A 22,927-nucleotide genomic window follows, 5' to 3' on the forward strand; every position below is an offset into this window, starting at 1 on the left:
CATCACCAGCTATCATTGAATTTTTTCACCCAGCAGTTGGGAAAGATGATCTAATTCCTCAATGGACATCTCATCGTATGTGAAATCTGTTGGGCTTTGCTCGACTGTCTCTTTCGATAAGCAGTGCGTTATGATTTCTACGATCTTTTCTCGGTAGGCATCCACGAGGCGCTGAATGGTTCCTTCTTCAAACTCTTCACGATGATACGTAAAAGTGAGAGTTAGCTTGCGATTCACAACCATGCCATTCACATCAAGCGCAAAGGAACGAATGGCGGTCGGACTGATTTCTCGGCCCGGTGACAGGGAAGAAGTCGTTATGCTCCCTGATTCCAAGTCTGTATCAAATTGTCCCAAGTAGTTAAAACTGATCTCGGGCTTTACCTGGAATGTTAACGGAACATCGGCTTGTCCCGCAGACAGGTATTGTAAAATGCTGTATCCAACACCTTTGTTCGGCACACGCCTCAGGCTATCTTTTACCATTTTGATTTGATAGCCGAGGGATTCCGATCGGCTCATATCCAGTACGAATGGATACTGGGCTGTAAACCATCCGACAGTGCGTGAAATATCGATCCCCTTCACGATCTCTTCTCTTCCATGTCCCTCCAGATTCACGAGCACATGCTCTATCCCCGCCCACTCTTTTACCGCCGAACCCAACGCCGTAAGCAACAAATCATTCACTTCCGTGTTATAAGCCTGGTGGCTCTGCTTCAGCAGCTTTTCTGTGAAGGCTTCATCAAGCTCGATGGTGACATCTGTTGTATCTTGCATAAGCAGTGCCCCATTCGTTTCCGCCTTTGCCAGTGGAGAGAATGGCATTTCCTCGACCTGCTTCCAATATCCGATTTCCTGTTGAATTTCGCTTCCCTGTGCATATTTTTGCAATTCTTCTGACCAGGTTTGATAGGAATCGGTTTTCATAGGCAAAGCAGGCTCTTCTTTCTGCAACAATGCGTCATACACTGTATGGAAATCTTCTAGAAGAATCCGCCATGAGACACCATCGACAACCAGATGATGAATCACGATTAACAAGTGATCTCCAGCTTCTGTTCGGAAAAGGCCGAGATTTACCAACGCGGTATCCGTCAAATCGATCCCTTCCTGTATAAGCTGAGCAGCTTGCTCCATCTCCTCTACGTTTTGCGCCGAAAACTCCTTGACCATAATGGGAACCAGACACTCCTCCAGTTTCCGATGCTCCTGGACAATGTCTGACTCATTCATTTGGAATTTCATTCGCAAAGCATCATGATGCTCAATGAGCTTCGTAAATGCTTGTTGAACCAGTTCTGGATCGAAGCCAGCTTCTCTGAACAACATGACCGATTGATTGTAATGATGAGGGTTCTGATGGTTTTGTTCAAAGAAGTTCATCTGGATTGGTGTCAACGCGACTGCTCCCATTACAGGCCCTTGATCAATTTGTCTGGTCAACGTCTGGAGATATCTAGCTGCACTGCGAATACGCGGATTTTGGAACAAGTCTTTCAATCGGAGCTCATACCCATGACTCCTCAATCTCGCAATCATCTGAAGAGCTTTAATGGAGTCTCCCCCAAGCTCAAAGAAGTTGTGGGTCACACTTACTTGCGCAAGCCCCAGCACATCCTGCCAGATGGTGACCATGATTTGTTCCTGTTCATCGGACGGTTCAACGATGTGTTCCTCCACCAAGAGAGAGCGATCAGGAAGAGGGAGTTTTTTCCGATCTACTTTTCCAACAGCCGTAATCGGCATAGCGTCTAGTCGAACGAAGAAAGACGGGATCATGTAATCCGGCAAATCTTTCGCGAGCAGGTCTCTCCACTCATCAGCCGTAAGCTCATGCTCTGTCACAATATAAGCGCATAAGTACTTGCTACCATTTTCCTCTTCTCTGGCGATAACGATTGCTTCCTTTACCTGCTCCAGAGAAAGCAGCTTGCTTTCAATTTCACCCGGCTCGATTCGATATCCCCTGATTTTGATCTGGAAATCCTTCCTGCCCAGGAAATGGATATTCCCATCCGGTAAATAGACAGCCAGATCTCCTGTCTTATACATTTTTTCGTAGCCCGGTTCCGCATATGGATTATCGACAAAGCTCTGTCTCGTTAGCTCCTCGTTATGCAAATAACCTAATCCAAGCGGCATACCTGAGATGTAGATTTCTCCTGGGACACCTATCGGCACTCGTTTTCCGTATGGATCGAGTAGAAGGATTTTCGTGTTAAAGATCGGTTTTCCAATCGGGATGCGATCTTCCTCTCCCGTAATTTGATAGGCAATGCATCCGATACTTGCTTCTGTCGGACCATACAAATTCGTCGGAGATACATACTGGTATATTTTCAGGAATTTGGAAACAGCAGACGGAACAATTTCCTCGCCACCGATAATGATCTTTTTGAGCGATTGTAATTTGCCCTGAAGTTCGAGATTTTCGGCTAACTGATTAACGATCACATTAAAAACAGATGGGACGAAATCAGTTAAAGTAATCTGTTCGTCTTCAATGATTCCAGCCATGTAATCAGCCGAGACAGTCATCCCCGTTGTAGGCAAGACTGTTTTTCCACCATTGGTCAGCGGCCAGAAGAATTGCCAAATGGCACTGTCATATACATGGTTGGTGGTCTGAAGGACAGATTGCGCTGCCTCTTGTCCAAAATAATCATTCATCCAGTTAAAGCGGTTGACGATCCCTCTATGCGGAACGACGACACCTTTTGGTTTGCCTGTTGAGCCAGAAGTAAAAATGACATAGATGGGGTCTTCCGGCGATACGGACAGATTATGATTTTCCACTTCCGTTGTCAGCTGCCCCAGATCAATCTCGACCAATTTCGCTCCCAAATCCGTTTCCGTAAAGGCATGTCCAGATTCTACGAATACGAACTCGCTACCCAGCTCGGCAATAACAGACTGGAGTCGATCGACAGGCCACTGAATGTCCAATGGTGAAAACGCAGCTCCCGTCTTCATTACACCTAATAACGATACGACCAATTCCAGACTTCTTTCCATAAGCACTGGAACATACTTGCCTTTTCCTATCCCGCGCTTCAGCAGATCCGATGCGACTGCGTTGGCTTTCTCGTTCAATTGTTGGTAAGTGATTGTCGAGCCTTGATAGGAAACGGCAATTCGATTTGGATAAAGTCTGGCTGATTCCTCGATGGCAACATGGATCGGGTGTACCACAGGATACTCTCGCTTCGTATCATTACTGAGCTTCTCTAAAAACTGCACTTCTTCCAAAGACATGAGGTCAATCTCGCCCACAAGAATATCCATGTTCGTAGCTATCTGCCGCAGGACGTTTGTAAAATGGCTAATAAAGCGCTCCATCGTGTCAGGCTTGAATAGGCTCGTGCTATATTCGCACTCCACGAAAAAGCCTTCATTTCTCATCTCGACATTCATGACGATGTCTAACTTGGATATTTTCGTTTGGAATGGATAAAGCCTGACCTCTACCCTGTTCCAGTCAAAGGCCGTATCTGCCACATTGTCATAGGAGAACATGGTGTCAAACAACGGATTCCTGCTTGGGTCACGTCGAACCTGAAGCTTTTCTACCAGGTCTTCCAATGGATAATCCTGATGTTCAATCGCCAATAGTGACTTCTCACTTAGCTCTTGAACAAACTCGCGGAACGTCTTGTTGCCTGCTGGATAGTTTCGCAGAGCAAGCGTATTTACAAACATTCCCACTACTTTTTGAATATCGGTGTGGTTTCTTCCTGCCACCGGGGTCCCAACGACAATATCCTCTTGCCCGGTATATTTGGACAGCAAAACGTTGTACGCCGCCAATAGAATCGAAAAGACCGTTACGTTTGCTTCCTTCGCCAAGGACTGCAATCTGCGGGATACATCCACATCAATCTCGCTTTCGACCGTACCCCCTTCAAAACTTTGAAACTGCGGTCGCGGATAGTCCGTAGGCAGATTCATAACAGGTAATTCCCCGCTGAATTCATCTATCCAGAACTTCTCCTGCTTATGCGACTGCCCCGTCGTCTTGATCTGTTTCAACCAAGACGAATAATCCTTGTACTGAACGGTGAGTGGTTCTGGATTTTGCCCGTTATACAGTTTATTTAACTCATCAATCACAATGCTCACCGATGTTCCATCTGCAATGATGTGGTGCATGTCAATCAGGAGTAAATGCTTGTCCCCCGCCAATTTGACCAATTTAACGCGCAGTAATGGTGCCTGGCTCAGTTCGAATGGCTGAATGAACGTCCGAATGAGAGCTTCTATACGTTCAGGACTGTCCTCTTCGCTAGCATGATCGATGGCAAAATGGACAGAGTCATGGACAAATTGTTTCGGCTCACCATTTACGTAGTCGAAGGATGTACGGAACGCCTCATGCCTTTGGATAAGAGATTGGAATGCGTTTTCCAATGCCACAGAATCCAGCTGCCCGGAAAGAACCAAAGCGCCTGCCATGTTATAGGCCACACTCGTTTCATCGAGTGATTGAACGGTGAAAATCCTTTTTTGTGAAGGAGAGAGCTCATAATGCTCTTGTTTTCCAACCGCCTGAATCAACGGCATTTCTGCTTGGGTCGCTTCGGAAATGACGTGGGCAAAGCTCCTGACGGTAGGATTTTGGAAAACAGCTCGCAGCGGAATCTCTACCTGCCACTCCTTGTTCACTTTGGCAAGAAGAATGGCAGCATGCAGCGAATGTCCACCGATCTCAAAGAATCGATCCAGAACGCCAACTCGCTCGATCCCCAAGACCTCTTGCCATATTTCTGCAAGTTTTCTCTCATTTTCTGTCGCTGGCGCTACGTATTCCTCGGATACCAGCTTAGACAGATCGGGTTCTGGCAAAGCATTTCGATCGATTTTGCCGTTTGGCGTCACAGGCAGCTCTGCCAATTGGATGATAAAGGTCGGTACCATGAACTCAGGAAGGGACTCGGCTAAGAACCCCTTGATTTCGGATGGACTTACTCCCTCATCCGTCGTGTAATACGCGCACAACACAACGGATTCATCTCCCTTTGTCTTCGGGAGCACAATGGCATTGCGAACCTTTTCATGACGTAACAGCTGATTTTCGACTTCACCTAGCTCCACACGGTAACCACGTATCTTCAATTGGTAGTCCGAACGACCAACAAACTCCATATTTCCATCTGCCATCCAGCGTACAATATCGCCGGTCTTATACATGTTCTCACCAGGACGGAAAGGATTTTGGATGAAGCGCTCACGGGTTAATTCTTCTCGGTTCAGATAACCCCGCGCAACACCTGCTCCCCCGATATATAGTTCACCGTACACACCTACCGGCTGTGGCCGCAATTGGGAATCCAACACATAAAATTCTGTGTTTTGCAGCGGTTTTCCGATCGGAACATTTCCGGTTGTCATTTCAGTATCGCCAGCGATTTCGAAGTAGCTGGAATCAATAGCAGCCTCAGTGACCCCATAGCTATTGATGATTTTGATCTGCCCGAAACGCTCGACCAAACGGACAAACGCCTCGCTTTGGCATGTATCTGAACCAAGAATCAGCAGTTTCAGATGGTTGAGCGGCAATCCATTTTGATAAACGTACTCCATAAAAGGAAGAACAAGAGCAGGTGTCGATTCAAATAAGGAAATTTCATACCGGGTCAACCACTGGTAAAGAACCGGAAGATCAATCCTTACCTCACTTGGACAAATCACCAAATGTCCACCATGCAACAAAGCCCTGCACAAATCCCCTGCGAACACGTCAAAAGAGAAACTCGCCATCTGCAAGAGATTCACATTCATCTGATCTAATTCGTATTCGTACCGCCATGTATTGGCGACACTCACCAGATTGCGATGCTCGATCATGACCCCTTTGGGTTTGCCAGTAGTACCCGAGGTATAAATGATATAGGCGAGATCGTTCGGCCCGGAGATGGCGTCGAGATTGGACGAATCCTCCCTGTAGCTGGTCTCTGCGTCCAGATCGATAATGGCGCCGCTGAAATCTACTCCGCTCTGCCCATTTTGGTTGACCAGCATGACCTTTGCGTAACTGTCTTCCAGCATGAACGAAATGCGGTCCTTTGGATACTGCGGATCAATCGGAACATAGGCTCCTCCCGCCTTCATGACTGCCAGAACAGCGACGACCATGTTAATCGAGCGTTCGGCCAAAATTGCAACGGAGCTATTTGGTTTTACACCCTGATCACGCAGAGTCCGTGCCAAGCGGTTTGCTCTCGCATTCAGCTCCTGATAGCTGATCTGCTCTTCCCCGTAAGAAACAGCGACTTTCTCTGCATGGCGGATTGCTTCTGCTTCAAACCATTCATAGAACGTTGGATGGAGAGGAGCAGGTATTTGCCTTCTCGCTTGATTAAAGTCGGCAACCACCTGATTGATATCTTCACTGGACAAGTACTCCAAATCAGCTAAGCAGCTCTCATTAGACTGCAGAATGAAGTGAAGAATCTTGGCAAAGTGTTTTGCCATTCGCTCAACCGTATCGCGTTTAAACAGATGCGTGCTGTAATCAAATTGGCAAGTGAGCGTTGTCCCATCGTCATGGACATCAAGACTGAGATCAAAGAGGGACACGCCTTTCGGATATTCATACGTCGTCACTTTGAAATCATCTGAGGCCACGTCGTCAAAGGATTCATAATGGTAATCAAACATGGTATCAAATAGCGGATTCCTGCTCAAATCTTTGTTTAGTTGAAGAGCATCAACCAGTTTTTCAAATGGGTACTCCTGATTTTCAAATGCAAGGAGGGCTTGATTTTTCACTTCTTTCAGGAAGTCCTTAAAGGTCTTGCTTCCTGTTGGATAGTTACGGATAGCCAACGTATTTACAAACATGCCGATCATTCGTTCCAAATCAGGGTGTTGTCTTCCCGCCACAGCAGAACCGACAATCAGCTCCCCCTGTCCGGTGTATCGGTAAAGCATGACATTGTAAGCAGCCAGCAGTACCATATACAAGGTCGTGTCAGTTTCCCTAGCCAATTGGAGCAACTGTTTTCTGACTTCCTCACCGATTCCCATAGTCAAGCGGTCACCTTCAAAGGATTGAACCGGGGGTCTTTGGTAATCGACGGGGAGCTTCAGCACGGGGAGTTCTCCTTGGCTAAATTGCTCAAGCCAGTACTCCTTTTGAGCCAAGAGCTGTTCTGACTGTTCCCTCTCTTGCTCCCATGCCACGAAATCTTTATACGTCACGCTAAGCTCAGGCAGTGATTCTCCTCTATACGTATGGAGTAGCTCACGAATAAACAGAGAAACGGAATAGCCGTCCGAAATAATGTGGTGCATGTCCACAGCCACAATGAAGCGTTTGGCTGACACTTGGAAAATTTTTGTTCGGATAAGCGGTGCTTTGCTCAGATCAAATGGCTGGATAAAGGTCCGAATCGCCTCATTGACGTCCTCTTCGGCCAATTGTTCGACCTCAATATCCAATGGCAGATCGTCATGTAAAACTTGCACGACCTCATTATCCTTGATGACAAAGTTGGTCCGGAAAGAATCATGTCTGTGTACAACCTGTTGCAAAGAGTGGATCAGACGATCAAGCTCCAGCTCCCCATCCAATTGTAAGTAGCCGGATAGGTTGTAGGCAGTTCCTCCATCCAAACCTTGGAGGATGTACATTCTTTTCTGTGCGGAAGAAGACTGATAGTAAGGCTGCAACTCGCATGAACGAATGGGTGTAAAAGCTTGATGCTTTGACGAGTCTACATATTTGGCTAATTCACGTATCGTCTGCGATTGGAAAATTTGATGCAAAGGAATTTGCACGTGGCATTCCTTGTAGATTCTACTGAGCATGACAGTCGCTTGTAAGGAGTTCCCGCCTTGTTCAAAAAAATTATCATCCAGATACATCGGGGAGCTGCCCAAGATTTCCTGCCATATGACTCTGATAGTCTCTTCGGTCGGCGTTCCAGCCGGCTCTACTTCTCTGCCGCTCATGCTTCTTTGCCTAGCAAGCCGATCGGATGAATGGATAATTTGGATTTCTCCATTTCCTAGCGGAACAGCAGATTTCGTTGTTCGCTGCCAATGAGACGGGTTTGCATGCTCGAATCCCCCATCTGCCAAATACACCTGTCCGACCGCACCCACAGGGGCCAATTGCTGATACTGATCCAGGACATAGAGAGAAGCTCGTCCCACCTGATCATCTGGCATATCCTGCAAAAGTTCTGTCCATTCCGCTGTATATTTGCCCAGGTTGCCATTGGATTCGCGTTTCATTTTTTCCATCTCGTCTGGCTGTAAAAGTGATAGTGAACGAATTCTTTCCTGATCGTCTTCTGCGATACGATGCAAAAGATTGGCAAAGTAGACTCCCCACTGGCGAAGAATCTCCGTGGTTACTACCCCACTTCGTGCATCCAGATCAACAACAAGCTCTCCGCCCACTTCTGTCACGTTTACAAAAAGATCGTACTTGCTGTAAATGATCCGATTGGGCAGCAGCGTAGCCTTCATTTGAGCGAAAGTCAGATTGTGAAGCGGTCGATCCATATTGAACAACACAGAGAGCTCTGGCAAGTTCTGATGCGGCAAATTTTCAGCTAATGCTGCAAAGGAGTAGGCTTGATGCTTTTCCATCTCCGCAACCGCTTGTTTTACTCGGGACAAATATTCCGCAGCCGTATCATCGCCATCCATTTCCGTGCAAATCGGCAAAAGATTAACGCAGTTTCCGATCAAGGACATTTTGCCGATATGGGATTGACCCGCAGTAGGAATCGCAACCACCATTTTTCTATTGCCAAGAATACGATGAAGGAAGAGGTTAAAAGAAGCGAGCAAGGTAATAAACAGACTGTTCTTGTTTTGAATGCTTCTTTTTCTTGCCTTCCTTGTGATGCTGCTGTCGATCTTGAAAGTAATTCTCTCGCCAGTAAAAGATGGTTTTCCCGTACCTCGTTTCTCCAAAGGAAAAACGAGCTTGGGGATTGGATCAGCGAATTTTTCGTTCCAGTACGCGAGCGCTTCCTGAAACGCTGGTTTCTGCATCTGATCTTCTTGCCAGTTTCGGTAAGCAGAAAACGGTGTAGAAGGCTCGAGCGCTATTGGTAGTTTCTGTATAAGGGCCGAGTAGATATCATCTAGCTCTTTGATAAATACAGCCATGGACCACCCATCCGCAATCATGTGATGGAAGGTATAGGAAGTTAGGAATTTGGCGGGAGCCAGCTTGATGACACTTACCCGATACAGAGGGTCCTCAGAAGACAGCTCAAATGGCGTGCCTGTTTGTTCCTCCAGCAGCTGATTCTTTTTTTCTTCCTGTTCCCCAGACGAAAGGTGGCTCACATCCACGAATCGAACACGTACATCCCTTTTGGGCAGAATCACCTGATACTCTCCGTTGGAATCAATGATGGTTCGCAATGCTTCATGACGATCCACCATGGCTTGGACAGCCTGCTCAAACACAGGAATATCAAGCTCTCCCTCGACCTGTAGTGAGGCTGTCTCGTTAAAAGCCGCCGATGCTTCCACGCGATATTTGACTGCAAACCACATTTGTTTCTGTTCTGGGCTAAGGGGAAGCCTTAGTTCTTCCCCCACCCTTTCCACAAGCGTTGCCTCGGGCTTTTGCCCATCGCGTCTCGTAAAGCTTGTCATTTCGACAACTTGATTTTGTTTGCGTCCTCCATTCGGAGAAGTTGGTGGTGGCTCCGGCAAAAAGCCTCCTCGACGCAGATCATCAATAGTTTCCTTCACTGCTTGGATCAGTCTCTCGATATCCTCATCAGTATGAGCAGTGGAAAGGAAGCAATTTCTGCCCTCCCATATATAAATGCCCTTGCTGATCAGATGATAGAAGAACAATTCGATATCGGTAAACGATACGAAGCGGAACAAGGAACCACAATTAATCATCTGGATTGGAATCTGCTCGTTCTTAAAATACGCGTTAAGCGTTTCTACCAAGTAGAGGGTCTTTTGCGTGATCGCTTCCTGAAGCTGCGGGCCCTGCTCCTTCAAATATTCCAGCGTTGCGATCGCAGCATGCATCGTCAGTGGATGCGTGCAAAACGTTCCGCCCACAAACGTCTTTTTCTCAGCGTTTACCGGGTAAGATTGGTCTCCAAAATTCCAGATTCCCCCATCCACTGCATCCATAAACGCAGCTTTCCCGGCTACAACACCGATCGGCATGCCGCCACCCGGAACTTTTCCATAGGTAACGAGGTCTGCTTCTATTCCATACCATGCCTGTGCGCCACCAAGATGTATGCGGAATCCCGTAATGATCTCGTCAAAAATAAGGGCAGTGCCTGATTGGCTTGTAATCTCTCTGACTTCCTTCAAGAATTCCACCGGCTGCAAATCTGGACGGCGGCTTTGAACAGGCTCGACTAATACTGCGGCCAGTTCATGAGCATGTTTCTTGATCAGCTCAATTGATTTTGGATGGTTGTAGTTTAAGACCAGGACGTCATCCACCGTATGCTGGGTAATACCTGGTGCCATCGGTATGGCCTTCCCATCTTGGGACTCAGGATCAGCAACAGTCAGAATGCCGTCAAATGTACCGTGATAGGAGCCGGAGAATAAGGCGATTTTCGAGCGGCCTGTAACAGCCCTGGCCAAGCGCAGTGCCACCATTACTGCCTCTGTCCCCGAATTGTAAAACGCGACACGCTGCACTCCGGTTAACTCGCTGATTAATTCCGCTACCCTTCCAGCTACATCCGACATTGGACCCAGCGGAGGCAAATCAGATTGAATCTGCTCCTCCAGCTTTTTCATGATAAATGCTGGATTATGACCAAGCAGGTTTACACCGAATCCCATCGTCAGATCGAGATATTCATTTCCATCCAGATCCCACATTTTGGAACCAGCTGATGCTTGCGTAATGATTGGGTAAACCATTTCCTTCCAATAGGAACGGAATCCAGACACATTGCGATTGTTGGCATGCACAAATCGGTGCTCTTGTGTATACTGCTTGGATTTCTTTGTCTTTTCCGTATAGCTTTGAATAAATGCGTTCAGATACTCTCTTTGTTTTGGTGTAAAATTGCCTCGTTCACCGATCATCAGTGGCTGATACGGTATAAATGGCTTCTGACGTTCCTCTTCATTCCCCTTGACCTTGATCGGTGGTTTTGCCTCAGGTTTCTTGATCTCGGGAGCAACAGTCACAGATTCAGCGCTTTGTTTTGGTACAAAGCTTTGTTCCTGATTCAACAGCTCCAATTGCTTTTGTAACAGCGTAGCCATTTGGTTTTGGTGTTCAGATAAGAGCGAAATCTGCTTTTCGATAATGGTTTCAACCGCCCCTGTGCTGATTGGGACTGGCATTTTCGTGGATTGCTCTCTCGGCTCTGATTGTTGAATAGGCTGAACGTCATTCTGTTCCTGTTCCACAACTACATTTGCTTTCGGTTGCTCGATTGCCATCCATTCCATTTGTTTGGCAGAAGCCACAGCCGGGCTACTGGATAGCTCCAGTGCGATATGCGCTGCTAGCTTATCAACGCTGGTAATGGTTTCAAACAACTCTTGAGCCGGAATGACTACTCCAAACTTTTCCTGTATTTCACGATTGATTTGTACGAGCATAATAGAATCTAAGCCTAGCTCAAGAAAATGAAGGGATGGATCAATTTCTTCTACAGCAAAACCCGAAGCTTGATGAACCAACTCTTTCAGAACTTTTGCGATTGGCGCAGTTCCTATCTCTGACACAGTAGCACCTCTATTTCCGCTAATAGTATTCGGCTGTTCCGGAATGATACTGCTCATATCATCTGTAATCCAAGAGCGATGCTGATCGAAAGGATACACCGGCAATGGCATTTTTCTTCTCTTTTTGCCATCCCTGTAGAACGCATCCCAGTCAACCGTGGCGCCCTGTACATACAAATCGCATAAAGTCGTTGCATAGGAATACTTCATCTCGGTACTCGCCGTGTGGTACTTTTCCTGTACATCCCGCGCGGATTGACTCAACAGATGAACGGTTTCTTCTGGAACGCGCTTTTTCCCAGGTGAGTAGACAAATACATCTCGATCATTTTCAAGCCGGACCGCCAATCGGTCGAGCTTTTGTTCGAAATCGCTTCGGCTATGCAAAATGAGCGCAATCCGATAAGGAAGCGTTTCTCTCCCAGTATTTGCCGTATAGCACAAATCAGACAGAGAAAGCGGTCCGCAAGAAGATAGAAACTCCCGATAATTTTGAATCAGATGTTGAAGGGCTGACTCGGATTTGGCCGACAAAGTAAACATTTGCACCTCGTCTGAGACTGTCAGCTCCGCTTCATTTACCGGCACATACTCTTCCAAAATGACGTGGCTATTCGTCCCGCTAAACCCAAACGAGCTAACCCCGCATCTCCGTGGATGTCCATCTGTTTCCCATTTTTCCAGTCTGTTTTGCACATAGACTGGCGACTTTTCAAATGAGAAATTCCGATTGGGCTTCTGGAAATGAACGAGGGCTGGCAGCTCTTTGTGTTTCAATTGCAAAGCAGCCTTAATCAAGCCAGCGATTCCCGCTGCTTCATATAGATGTCCAATATTCGCTTTGACAGTGCCGATTCCACAAAACTGTTTCTTCTGTGTATATTGTCGGAATGCTCGTTGAATTCCGTCCAGCTCAACAGGGTCCCCCAGCTTTGTACCTGTTCCATGCGCTTCTATATAGCTAATCGTTTCTGGGTCTACTTGCGCATCCTTCCAAGCGTCTACGATTAATTCTGCCTGGGCCTGTGAGTTCGGAGCGGTAATCCCGACTGTAACACCGTCTTGATTAACAGCGCTTCCCTTAATCACAGCATAGATGTGATCCCCATCCTCGATGGCTTTTTCCAAAGGTTTTAACAGAACAGAAGCTACTCCCTCACCCCAGCCCGTTCCATCCGATTGATCGTCAAACGCCCTTGAACGGTTGTCAGAGGATTCCATTCCAATTCCAGCCTTCAGCGCTAGCAGGATTGTTTTGACTCCCCCTGCCAAAGCCATCTCACAATCACCGTTTTGGATAGCCTTGCACGCCATATGAACCGCAACTAAGGAAGAAGAGCAGGCTGTATCCACGGTGACAGCAGGGCCGCGCAAATCAAGCAAGTGTGAAATGCGGCTCGCAATGATCGAAGGAAGGTTGCCTACTGCATAAGAGGGCAAATCCTTGGGACTTACCACTGACAAAAGCCGTTCGTAATCGTATCCCAGCTTGGAGAAGCCGACATACACCCCTACTTTTTCCCCTGAAAGCTTGTGGCCTCCATAGCCTGCATCCTCTAGTGTATTCCAAGCATTTTGAAGGAACAGCCTTTGGTTGGGGTCCATTAGCTTCGCTTCTTTTGGGGTGATCGAGAAGAACGAATGGTCAAACTTGTCAATCTCCTCTAAATAACCGCCCTCCACAAGGGTAGGATTGCCCAGCTCGCCTCTTATCAGCGATACATATTGTTCCGTGTCCTTTCGTCTCTGACCATGAAGCTCATGGATACAATCTTTTCCTTCCCGGATGTTTTGCCAAAATTGATCCACATCCTGAGCCTGCGGGAACTTACAAGAAATCCCGATAATCGCGATATCCTTTTGTTTCTGTTGGCTCGTTTCTGTCTCTTTTATGTGATCAGTCGCTTGATCGTCGGGGAAGAGACTGCGAGAAAGCCTGGAGATTGTCGGATAAGCAAACAAATCTGTTACCGCCAACGTAATCCCCATCTCCTCTTCAATCCGCCCTGCTAACTGGGTCAACTGCATAGAGGAAGCGCCTACGTCAAAATAACTATCGTTTGGTCCCAATTTATCGGATTGAAGCACCTCGCGGCAAATGGCTAGCAGTTGTTTTTCCAATTCTTCGCGCAAGAGAGGTGATTTATCGGTTCTTTCCTCTTTTACCTGTTCGGTGGTTCGGCTTTGCATTTCCTCGGAAACCTCGCGAAATGCTCCGGACTGATACTCCCTAGCCACTCTATATCGTTCAACTTTTCCACTCGTTGTTTTGGGGATGCGCTGAATCGGCAAGACCTCGCTTATTCTCCACCCTGTTCGCTCGTTCAAATGCGTTTTCACTTTCTTGGAAAGCTCCATGAAGTCTTCAACACTTTTCCGGTGAAGGATAAACACTAGAATGTCTTCCTCTTTGGTCTCCTCGTTAAATACCCCGCAGGCAACGACCTTCCCAAGCTCGACTCCTTCGACTTCCTCAGCAATCCGCTCAATATCATGCGGATAAACGTTTTGACCATTCACGAAGATGATGTCTTTTTCACGCCCCGTAATGACAAGACGTTCGTTTCGCATAAAACCCAGATCCCCTGTTCTGAGCCATCCATCAGCCGTCATTACATTTGCAGTGGCAGTAGGGTTGTTGTAGTATCCAGCGGTTACATTCTTTCCTCTAATGTGGATATGACCAACCGTATCGCTTGGCAGCTCATGATCCTCGTCATCACATATTCTTACCTCGCAAAAATCAATGGGGTAGCCGACTTCTACTAGGGTGAGCGCTTCTGGATTTGTTTGATCCGTCATCTTGATTGGCTTTCCTATCTGGATAAACCTACGATCCAGAGAAAGCGTTGTAAAATGTAAGTTTTGATCAGGTATGGATACTCCCACAGAGGCCTCAGCCAATCCATAGCATGGGACCATGCTTGTTTTCTTCAACCCATAGGGGCTCATCTGATCCAAAAAATGATGGATCAATTCTGAAGCAATGGGTTCTGCACCATTTAGAATCGAGCGAAGCGTAGACAAATCCCACTCTTCTGCCACTTCTGGTTTAAACCTGGACAACACATATTTATACCCAAAGTTCGGAGAAGAAGTAATTGTTGCCTTGTGCTCGCTTGCTTTCTTCAGCCATAGCGTAGGTCGCCTGATAAACAGTGAGGTATGAATAAAATAATGCTGAACTCCTGCGTACAACGGGGCTAAATGGAACGCGATCATCCCCATGTCATGAGTTAAGGGCATCCAACTTAGAAATGAGTCAGACTCAGTCGTTTCAAGTCTGTTATTAATCGCAAGCACATTATGGACAAGGTTTTCATGCGTCAGGGTAACCCCTTTTGGATCCCCCGTAGATCCAGATGAAAATTGAATAAAGGCCACATGATCAGCAGTAGGATAATAGATTGTGCCCTTCTCTTCTGTTTTCACGGTCTCATCAAGCAGGAAGGACTTCGACTTCAACGATTCCATTTCCGTCAGGTAGTTGTGTTTCCTAAAGAAATCCTCCAGTCGTTTCCAGACACTACCCGTTGTAATGAGATACGGATTGATTAATGTCCGCCAAACCTTTAACAGCTTAAGACGATGCTCTTCGTTATCCCCTACAGAAATAGGAACAGCAATCATTCCACCGAGTAAGCATCCCCAAAAAAGGCAGACAAAAGTTCGAAGATTACTATCTTCAATTTGAAAAACGACCTCATCACCAGGTTTGATTCCACTTTTTTGGAGGATAAATAAATAGCCGAGGGCTTCTTCATACAATTCTTTATAGGAAACAAACACCTCATTCTGGTCTCCCAAAATGAAGGTAACGCCTTTATGGTCCTCGTTCTTCCACAATTCCAGCGCCTCTACTAATGTCTGAACAAAATGCAAAGCGTTGTTCCTCCCTTGTCCCATGTTTGATAGTTTCTAGCTTGCCTGATGAGCATCACCACTCAAAATGCTCCCTCTAGCATTTGTAAAACCCAATACATCGAGCTCTACTTTGATCTCCCCACGTGATACAAGAGATGTGAATTTCCCCATTCTGTGACTCGTTGTACGAATCGCCTGTTTCCCGCTTTCTTTTCCGGGCAGCTCGTATGCTCGTACGGGAAATAAAAAAGTAGTTTTTCGTTCTGAATATTAGGAACCTTTTTCCGAAAACGATAGCGCCACTTACCCGGAAGAAAAAGCTCAGCCGCTTCTTTTTCTTTCAGCACTATGAAATGCAACGACCAGATACACGAGTTTTACTTATATTCCCTTTAATTGATTTTACTTGAAGTGTTAAACTGTAAGAAACCATCGCCATAATGAGATGGGTGATTCTTACCTTTTCCAGGAATGAATGTATCGATCAATGATTTTTTAAAAATGGCTGGTACTTTTGTCTTCTCTAGTAGTGGAATAAGGGCGACGATTAGTTTAACGGTCACGTTTTAGTGAGTATAGCAGGGGAAATTAGTCATTAATTTGCAAATATTCACGTGGGCTAATATGATAGTAAACAATAAGAATATGAGTGAGTTGGGAATATTTTACTATCCCAAATATTAGAAGACAAGCCTTTAATTATTAATTTTTGCAATTTATTTAAATTAATTTCATTACAATATTACTCTTAACTTATCTTGACGTATATCAAAAAGGCTTTCACCCGCTCTTTCTAAAGAGAAGTGAAAGCCTTTTGTTTTTGTTCGATTACTCTACCGAGTAAACCTTTCGGCTGGGAAGCTCCAAGCAATGCAGACGGCCGCCATATACGGCACCTCCGTCAATGCCGATGATTTTATTTTCTCCGTAAAACACATCATGTTTACCGTGCAAATAATTGGTTGGCGTGTGACCAAAAACTACGGTCTTCTCACCCTGGTAGCCTTTATGGAACTCATCACGTATCCACATCAGGAGATACGGGTCAGTCTCTGCAACTGGAGTCTCGGGATGGACACCCCCGTGAACAAAAATATAATCATCGGTTTCATAATAGCTGTCTAAGCCAGCCAAAAATTCCAGATGCTCATTGACTGAAGCAGTAATTTCCAAGGTTTCTGGTGCACCAGATTCCGTATCGGCTGCGGTATGACCATAGCTCGCCAAGGTCTTTTGTGCGCCGTTTCGGAACCATCGTTCGATAAAGACTGGGTCTTGCTCGAATGATTTAACCATCATATGATCATGGTTGCCCATTAACACAATTGCCCCTTGTGCATGGAGTTGTTTTACCTTTTCGACGACCCCCTTCGACTCTGGTCCACGGTCTATATAATCACCTAGCAGGATCAATTGATCGTTTTGTGGATCGTACTGAACTTGCTCTATCAACGATTCCAGTTTCTCCAATTCCCCATGAATATCGCTGATTGCCAACAATCTTTTCATCCTGCACCCTTCTTTCGCTGTCATGTCTTTCTATTGTACGCCCCATTTGACCTGATTGCCAGCATGTCTGCCCCTCGAAAGCTTGCAAACGTGAAAAAAGCCAAGGCCCAAAAATCAGATTAGGCCAAGGCTATTCCATTTCTTCATGCTTATTTATTCGGCAACTCATTCCAGAATGTAATCTCTTCTACGTCCAGACGAGTAGTCGGATGACCAGGCTCTGCCGCTTTACCAACTGCAATCAGCATGACCGTTTCATATTGATCCGGGATTTGGAAAGCTTCCTTGAATTTCTCGCTGTTATAGCCTCCCATTGGCACCGTGTCATACCCTCTTGCCTTGGCAACGAGCATCAATTGCATCGAGACGAGACCTCCGTCTACCAAAGCAATTTCCTTGATGATTGCTCGATCCCGATTTTCATAACGCTTGTTGATGTTGTCGATGAGTGTAGCCTTTACTTCCTCTGTCATGTAGCCTGCTTCTACCGCTTTTTTGTAAATGCTCCCGGCTTGCTTGTAGCCCTCATAATCGGCTAGAACTGCAATGATTGCCGCAGCCTCTACCACCTGCTTTTGGTTAAATGCGATGGGGAGCAGCTTCTCTTTCAATGGCTGTTCATCGATAATCAAAAACCGCCATGGCTGGAGGTTAGAGCTGGAAGGTGCCAAGGTTGCTTCCTTCAGCATTTCTTTTAGTTCATCCCGCGAGATTTTTGCTGTTGGATCGTAATGACGTACGGAACGACGCTCCCGAATGACGTCCTTAAAAGCCTTTTGATCGATGACTTTTTCCATGATTCCATCCTCCAGTGATATGGTTTCCGTTTAGTAAGTTACTAACTTTATTGCGCAATAACTCGTGTTCAAACTGTACCACATATTCCAATTCACTGGCAATCTTTTTGTATGCAAAAACGCTTTGGCGAATCACTCACATCCTGTTATGGATGCGAGCGCGTCACCAAAGCGTTTATTCGTTTATTTGTTAAACCGGAGAAAAGGCGGATAGAACGGCTGGCTGTCTCACGGTGTCTCCATTCGGGAGCTCGACAACGAGAAAGCCACTCGCTTCGTCCCCAGCTGTTTCCCATCTCAATGAAAAAGCTTTGCGGCTAAATGCTTCCTCTTCGTCCAAACAACCAAGCATCGCCTTCAATGTGTCTGACGTAATCGGCACAGGCACAGCTGCTCCTTGCTCTTGTGGAAGAGAGAGCAGCTTTGGCGCGTCTTCGAAATATTGCACAGTATCGAGGAGCAGAGAAACCTGCTGCCAGCTTAGCGGTGAAACAAAGGCTTCAAACGCCATCTATTCATCATTCCTTTTATTTACGATGATCTCCATCGAACAAATTAGCCTGGACATTCGACGTTTTCTGTTGTCCTGCTGTGCCAGATCCGTCTCCTGGGCCTTTTGCCGTCGCTTCGTCCTTCGGTTCATCCGTCGGCAAAATGGTTTCAAAAGCAACTGCTTTTACCCCACCCTCGATCAGTTGTCGGCCAATGCCACCTTGCTCGTTGACGATCACTTGCTCTGTCTCAACAAGGGTCCATTCGTTCTGCGACGTCCAGGCATAAACCGTTTCCTCGAGGAACATCGCAACAAGCTCATGCGGGTTATTTTTTCGTTTACGAATCAACTGTACCCCTTTGCCTGCGCGAGCCTGAAGTGGGATTGCACCAATGGCTGTGCGTTTTACAACCCCTTCAGCCGTCAACAAGCTAAAGGCACGAGAATCGACTTCCTCAATCGGAAGCATCGTGATGACATCGTCGCCAGGAGCAAGTGCGATTGCTTTTACCCCGCTCGACGCTCTACCCGTTGCGCTGACTTCACTTCGCTGGAATCGGATGCCCATTCCATCTTTTGTCGCACCGAGTATCGCTCCAACTTCGTCCGCCACGAATACATTCATAAACTCGTCATCGCCGCCTTTTAGCTTTGCAGCTACCAACGCACTCGAACGATTGGTTTCGTATTCGGACAACGCCGTCTTTTTCATCAAACCATTTTTACTTACATGGTATACATACAGCGGTTGTTTGAAGTTTTCTACGATCGTAAAGCCAACGATCCGCTGATTCTTCTCCAACGGGATGATATTGACGAGAGCCGAACCGATATCCTTCCACTTATCGTCCGGGAAGGCGTTAACCAGTGTGGCGAAGTATTTACCATCCTGGGTAAAGAAGAGAGCAGTGTGAGACGTATTCGTCTCCATGAAATAACGGACACGGTCGCCTTCTTTTACCCCACATGTCTCCAGCGTTCCCCCCACTGATTTGAAGGAGCGCGGGCTTGTCCGCTTGATATATCCTTCGTTCGTCAGGGTTACGATACAATCCTCTGCATTGATTTGCATGGCAATATCGATTTTGATTTCCTCGATCTCGCCCTGGATTTCTGTTAGACGCTCTTCTGCGTATTTTTTCTTGATCTCGTTCAGCTCGCCTGTAATGACTTGAATTAGCTTTTTCTCGCTTGCCAAAATCGATTTCAGTTCCTCGATTTCTTTTGCTAATGTAGCCAATTCTTTTTCCAGCTTGACGATATCCAAACGTGTCAAAGAAGCGAGCTGAATGCTCAAAATCGCATCTGCTTGGTTGTCGGTGAAGCCGTATTTCTCCATGATGTTTTTCTTGGCATCTGCACGGTCTTCCGAATCCATAATCGTATCGACAATCTGACGCAAAATGGACTTGGCGCGAATCAAGCCTTCCACGATATGCTCGCGGCTTTGCTTTCGATCCAGATCATATTGGCAGCGATTCGTGACGACTTCTTTTTGGTGGTCGATGTACGCCCCCAACAAAGCCTTGAGTCCCATCTGACGGATGGTCCCCTCATGAATCACGTTCATGTTGTAATTGTAATAGATTTGCAGATCGGTATTTTTGTACAGGTAGTTGAGAATCGCCTGCTCATCCGCTTCCTTACGAATATCCACTACGATGCGGACTTTTTTCTGCTCGGCCTCTTTGCGACCCGTTTCATCGCGAACCGCCAGTGCCCCCTCGATTTTGCGCTCCATTACAAGCTCATCGATTTGGCCAACGAGCTTTGACTTGACCACTTCGTAAGGGATTTCGGAAACGACGATTTTTTTGATCTTGCCGCCTTTTGGCTCCTCTACATGGGTCTTCCCGCGAATGATGAATTGTCCACGGCCTGTCTCAAACGCCTTGCGAATTCCGGACAGCCCTTGAACAATGCCGCCTGTCGGAAAATCTGGACCTTTGACATGCTGCATCAGCTCATCCAGCGAGATATTCGGGTTCTTCATCTGGGCCACAGCCGCATCGATGACTTCACCCAAATTGTGAGTAGGGATGTCCGTTGCAAAACCAACCGCGATCCCGGCAGCGCCATTCACGAGAAGATTGGGAAACCGTGAAGGCAATACTGCTGGTTGTTGAGCGGAGTTGTCGTAGTTCGGGATGAATGTAACCGTATCCTTTTCAATATCACGCAGTAGCTCATTGGCCAATGCTGACAGTCTGGATTCGGTATAACGCATAGCGGCTGGCGGGTCTGCATCCAAGCTACCAAAGTTTCCGTGGCCTTGAATGAGCACCTGGCGCATTTTCCACCATTGCGCCATCCGCACCATCGTTTCGTAAATCGCCGAGTCACCGTGCGGGTGATAGGTACCCATCACGTACCCGACTGTTTTCGCTGATTTCCGGTATGGTTTATCGTTCGTGTTGCCTTCTTGGTACATGGCATACAAAATACGGCGCTGTACCGGTTTTAGTCCATCGCGAGCATCTGGGATCGCGCGTGAGAGAATAACCAGATTGGCATAGTCCCCAAAGCGCTTTCCCATAATCTCCGCGAAGCTCTGATTAATAATTTGATTGGACAGCATGCTTATTCATCCTCCCCCACTTCAAAGGTGACGTGGTTCTCAATCCACTCACGCCGTGGTGGGACTTTATCACCCATCAAAACGGTTACCAGCTTCTCACAGTGAGCGAGGTCTTCCAGTTCAACCTTAATGAGCTTGCGCGTCTCAGGGTCCATGGTTGTTTCCCAGAGCTGATCGGCGTTCATCTCACCCAATCCTTTGTAGCGCTGCACTTCAGCACCGCGTCCAACCTTTTTCAACGCCTGTTCCAGCTCATAATCACTCCAACAGTAGATCGCCTCAGTCTGCTTGCCCTTGCTTTGCTTTTTCACCTGATACAAAGGCGGTTGCGCAATATACAAGTGACCAGCTGCAATCATCGGGCGCATGTAGCGGAAGAAGAAGGTCAAGAGCAGCGTTTGAATGTGCGAGCCGTCAACGTCCGCGTCAGACATGATGATGACTTTATCAAATGCACAGTTTTCGATGGAAAACTCTTCGCCAATATCGGTTTCAAGCACCTCGAGGATCGTACGGAACTCTTCATTCGCCAATACCTCGGATAGCTTTGCTTTTTCCGTGTTCAACGGCTTCCCACGCAGGCTGAACAAAGCTTGGAACTCTGAATTACGCGCCTGCTTTGCAGAGCCACCTGCGGAATCCCCCTCGACGAGGAAGAGCTCATTGCGTTTGGAGTCTCTGTATTGCGGCGGAGTGAACTTTTCCGAAATCGATTTGCGCTTTTTCGCGGTTTTGCCTTTCTTGTCGCCGCGCAGGGCTTCGCGTTGTTTGCGTAGCTCTTCGCGAATTTCAGCAGAACGCACTGCCTTGTCAATCAGCAGCTTGCCTATTTCCGGATTTTCCTCGAGGAAGAAGCCTAGCTTTTCGGAAACAATCTGTTCAACGATTGCCCGTGCTTCTTCGTTCCCCAGCTTGTCTTTTGTTTGGGACTCAAACTGGACGTCAGCCATTTGCAATGACAATACTCCGAGGAAACCTTCCCGCAAATCGTTTCCAGTCAAGTTCGGGTCCTTTTCTTTCAAGTACCCTTTTTTCCGGGCAAATTCGTTAAAAATCCGGGTCGTACCGTTGCGGAAGCCCGTGACATGTGTTCCGCCATCCGTTGTTACAATCGAGTTGACATAGGACACCAATGTCTCTGCATAGCCGTCATTGTACTGAAAAGCCAGTTCGACATAGATATTGTCCTTTTCTCCTTCGAAGTAAACGATCGGATGGAGTGAATTTTTTCCTTCGTTCAAGTAAGAAACGTATGATTTCAAGCCATCTTCGAAGTAAAACTCTTCCCGTTTCTTTTCAGGTCCACGTTCGTCAATCAAAACCATGCGCAGCTTTTTCAGAAGGAATGCCGTCTCACGAAAACGATCACGAATCGTCTCATAGTCAAAGCGAGCATTGCCAAACACCGCATCATCCGGCAAAAAACGTACCGTTGTTCCTGTGCGTTTGGTGTTCCCCGTGATTTCAAGACCGGTAACCGGTTTACCGACATGCTCCGTTCCATTTGCATCCACAACATATTCAAAGCGCTGCTTATGAATTTTGCCTTCGCGATGGATTTCGACCTCAAGCCATTTGGACAAAGCCACAACGACACTGGAGCCTACCCCGTGCAAGCCACCACTTTTTTTATATCCGCCACCGCCGAATTTCCCACCGGCATGGAGCGTCGTAAAAATAACTTCTGGTACAGGTCGGCCAGTCTTGTGCATACCCGTTGGAATTCCGCGTCCATGGTCCTCTACGCTGACACTGCCATCCTTGTACAAAGTGACGATGATGCTATCATTAACGCCTGCAAGCGCCTCGTCTTTGGCGTTATCTACAATTTCCCACAGCAGATGATGCAGGCCACGCGAGCCCGTGGAGCCTATGTACATTCCAGGCCGCTTTCGAACAGCAATCAAGCCTTCTAAGACCTGAATATCTTCTTCCGTATACGTTAATGTTTGCTGTGTTTCTGTTTCCTTCAATCGCGCTCTC

Annotated in this window: 6 protein-coding genes; all 6 read right to left on the reverse strand. The window is 46.9% G+C overall.

Annotation, left to right across the window (positions count from 1 at the left end):
* Nucleotides 1–12: 12 nt before the first annotated feature.
* Nucleotides 13–15,585, reverse strand: a complete 15,573-nt coding sequence (locus tag HP401_RS12400; RefSeq protein ID WP_173605216.1) for a non-ribosomal peptide synthetase/type I polyketide synthase — start codon at nucleotides 15,583–15,585, stop codon at nucleotides 13–15.
* A gap of 810 nt (nucleotides 15,586–16,395) precedes the next feature.
* Entirely contained in the window at nucleotides 16,396–17,076 is a 681-nt protein-coding gene (locus HP401_RS12405) for a metallophosphoesterase family protein (RefSeq protein ID WP_064199171.1), read from the reverse strand.
* Between the two features lie 149 nt (nucleotides 17,077–17,225).
* Nucleotides 17,226–17,873 carry a nitroreductase family protein gene (locus tag HP401_RS12410; RefSeq protein WP_173605217.1) on the reverse strand — a complete coding sequence of 216 codons (648 nt, stop codon included), beginning with the start codon at nucleotides 17,871–17,873 and terminating at the stop codon, nucleotides 17,226–17,228.
* A gap of 190 nt (nucleotides 17,874–18,063) precedes the next feature.
* Nucleotides 18,064–18,384, reverse strand: coding sequence for a hypothetical protein (locus HP401_RS12415; RefSeq protein ID WP_173605218.1), 321 nt, complete (start codon nucleotides 18,382–18,384; stop codon nucleotides 18,064–18,066).
* A gap of 16 nt (nucleotides 18,385–18,400) precedes the next feature.
* Nucleotides 18,401–20,944 carry a DNA topoisomerase IV subunit A gene (gene parC, locus HP401_RS12420; protein WP_173605219.1) on the reverse strand — a complete coding sequence of 848 codons (2,544 nt, stop codon included), beginning with the start codon at nucleotides 20,942–20,944 and terminating at the stop codon, nucleotides 18,401–18,403.
* Between the two features lie 2 nt (nucleotides 20,945–20,946).
* Nucleotides 20,947–22,917, reverse strand: a complete 1,971-nt coding sequence (locus HP401_RS12425) for a DNA gyrase/topoisomerase IV subunit B (RefSeq protein WP_015891554.1) — start codon at nucleotides 22,915–22,917, stop codon at nucleotides 20,947–20,949.
* Between the last annotated feature and the right edge of the window lie 10 nt (nucleotides 22,918–22,927).

Origin of the sequence: Brevibacillus sp. HB2.2, from assembly GCF_013284275.1 — a bacterium.
Classification (GTDB): Bacteria; Bacillota; Bacilli; order Brevibacillales; family Brevibacillaceae; genus Brevibacillus; species Brevibacillus brevis_D.

Coding starts and splice junctions, on each gene's coding strand:
- parC (WP_173605219.1), bottom strand. CDS start 20,944: ATGCTGTCCAATCAAATTATTAATCAGAGCTTCGCGGAGATTATGGGA.
- HP401_RS12415 (WP_173605218.1), bottom strand. CDS start 18,384: ATGGCGTTTGAAGCCTTTGTTTCACCGCTAAGCTGGCAGCAGGTTTCT.
- HP401_RS12410 (WP_173605217.1), bottom strand. CDS start 17,873: ATGGAAAAAGTCATCGATCAAAAGGCTTTTAAGGACGTCATTCGGGAG.
- HP401_RS12405 (WP_064199171.1), bottom strand. CDS start 17,076: ATGAAAAGATTGTTGGCAATCAGCGATATTCATGGGGAATTGGAGAAA.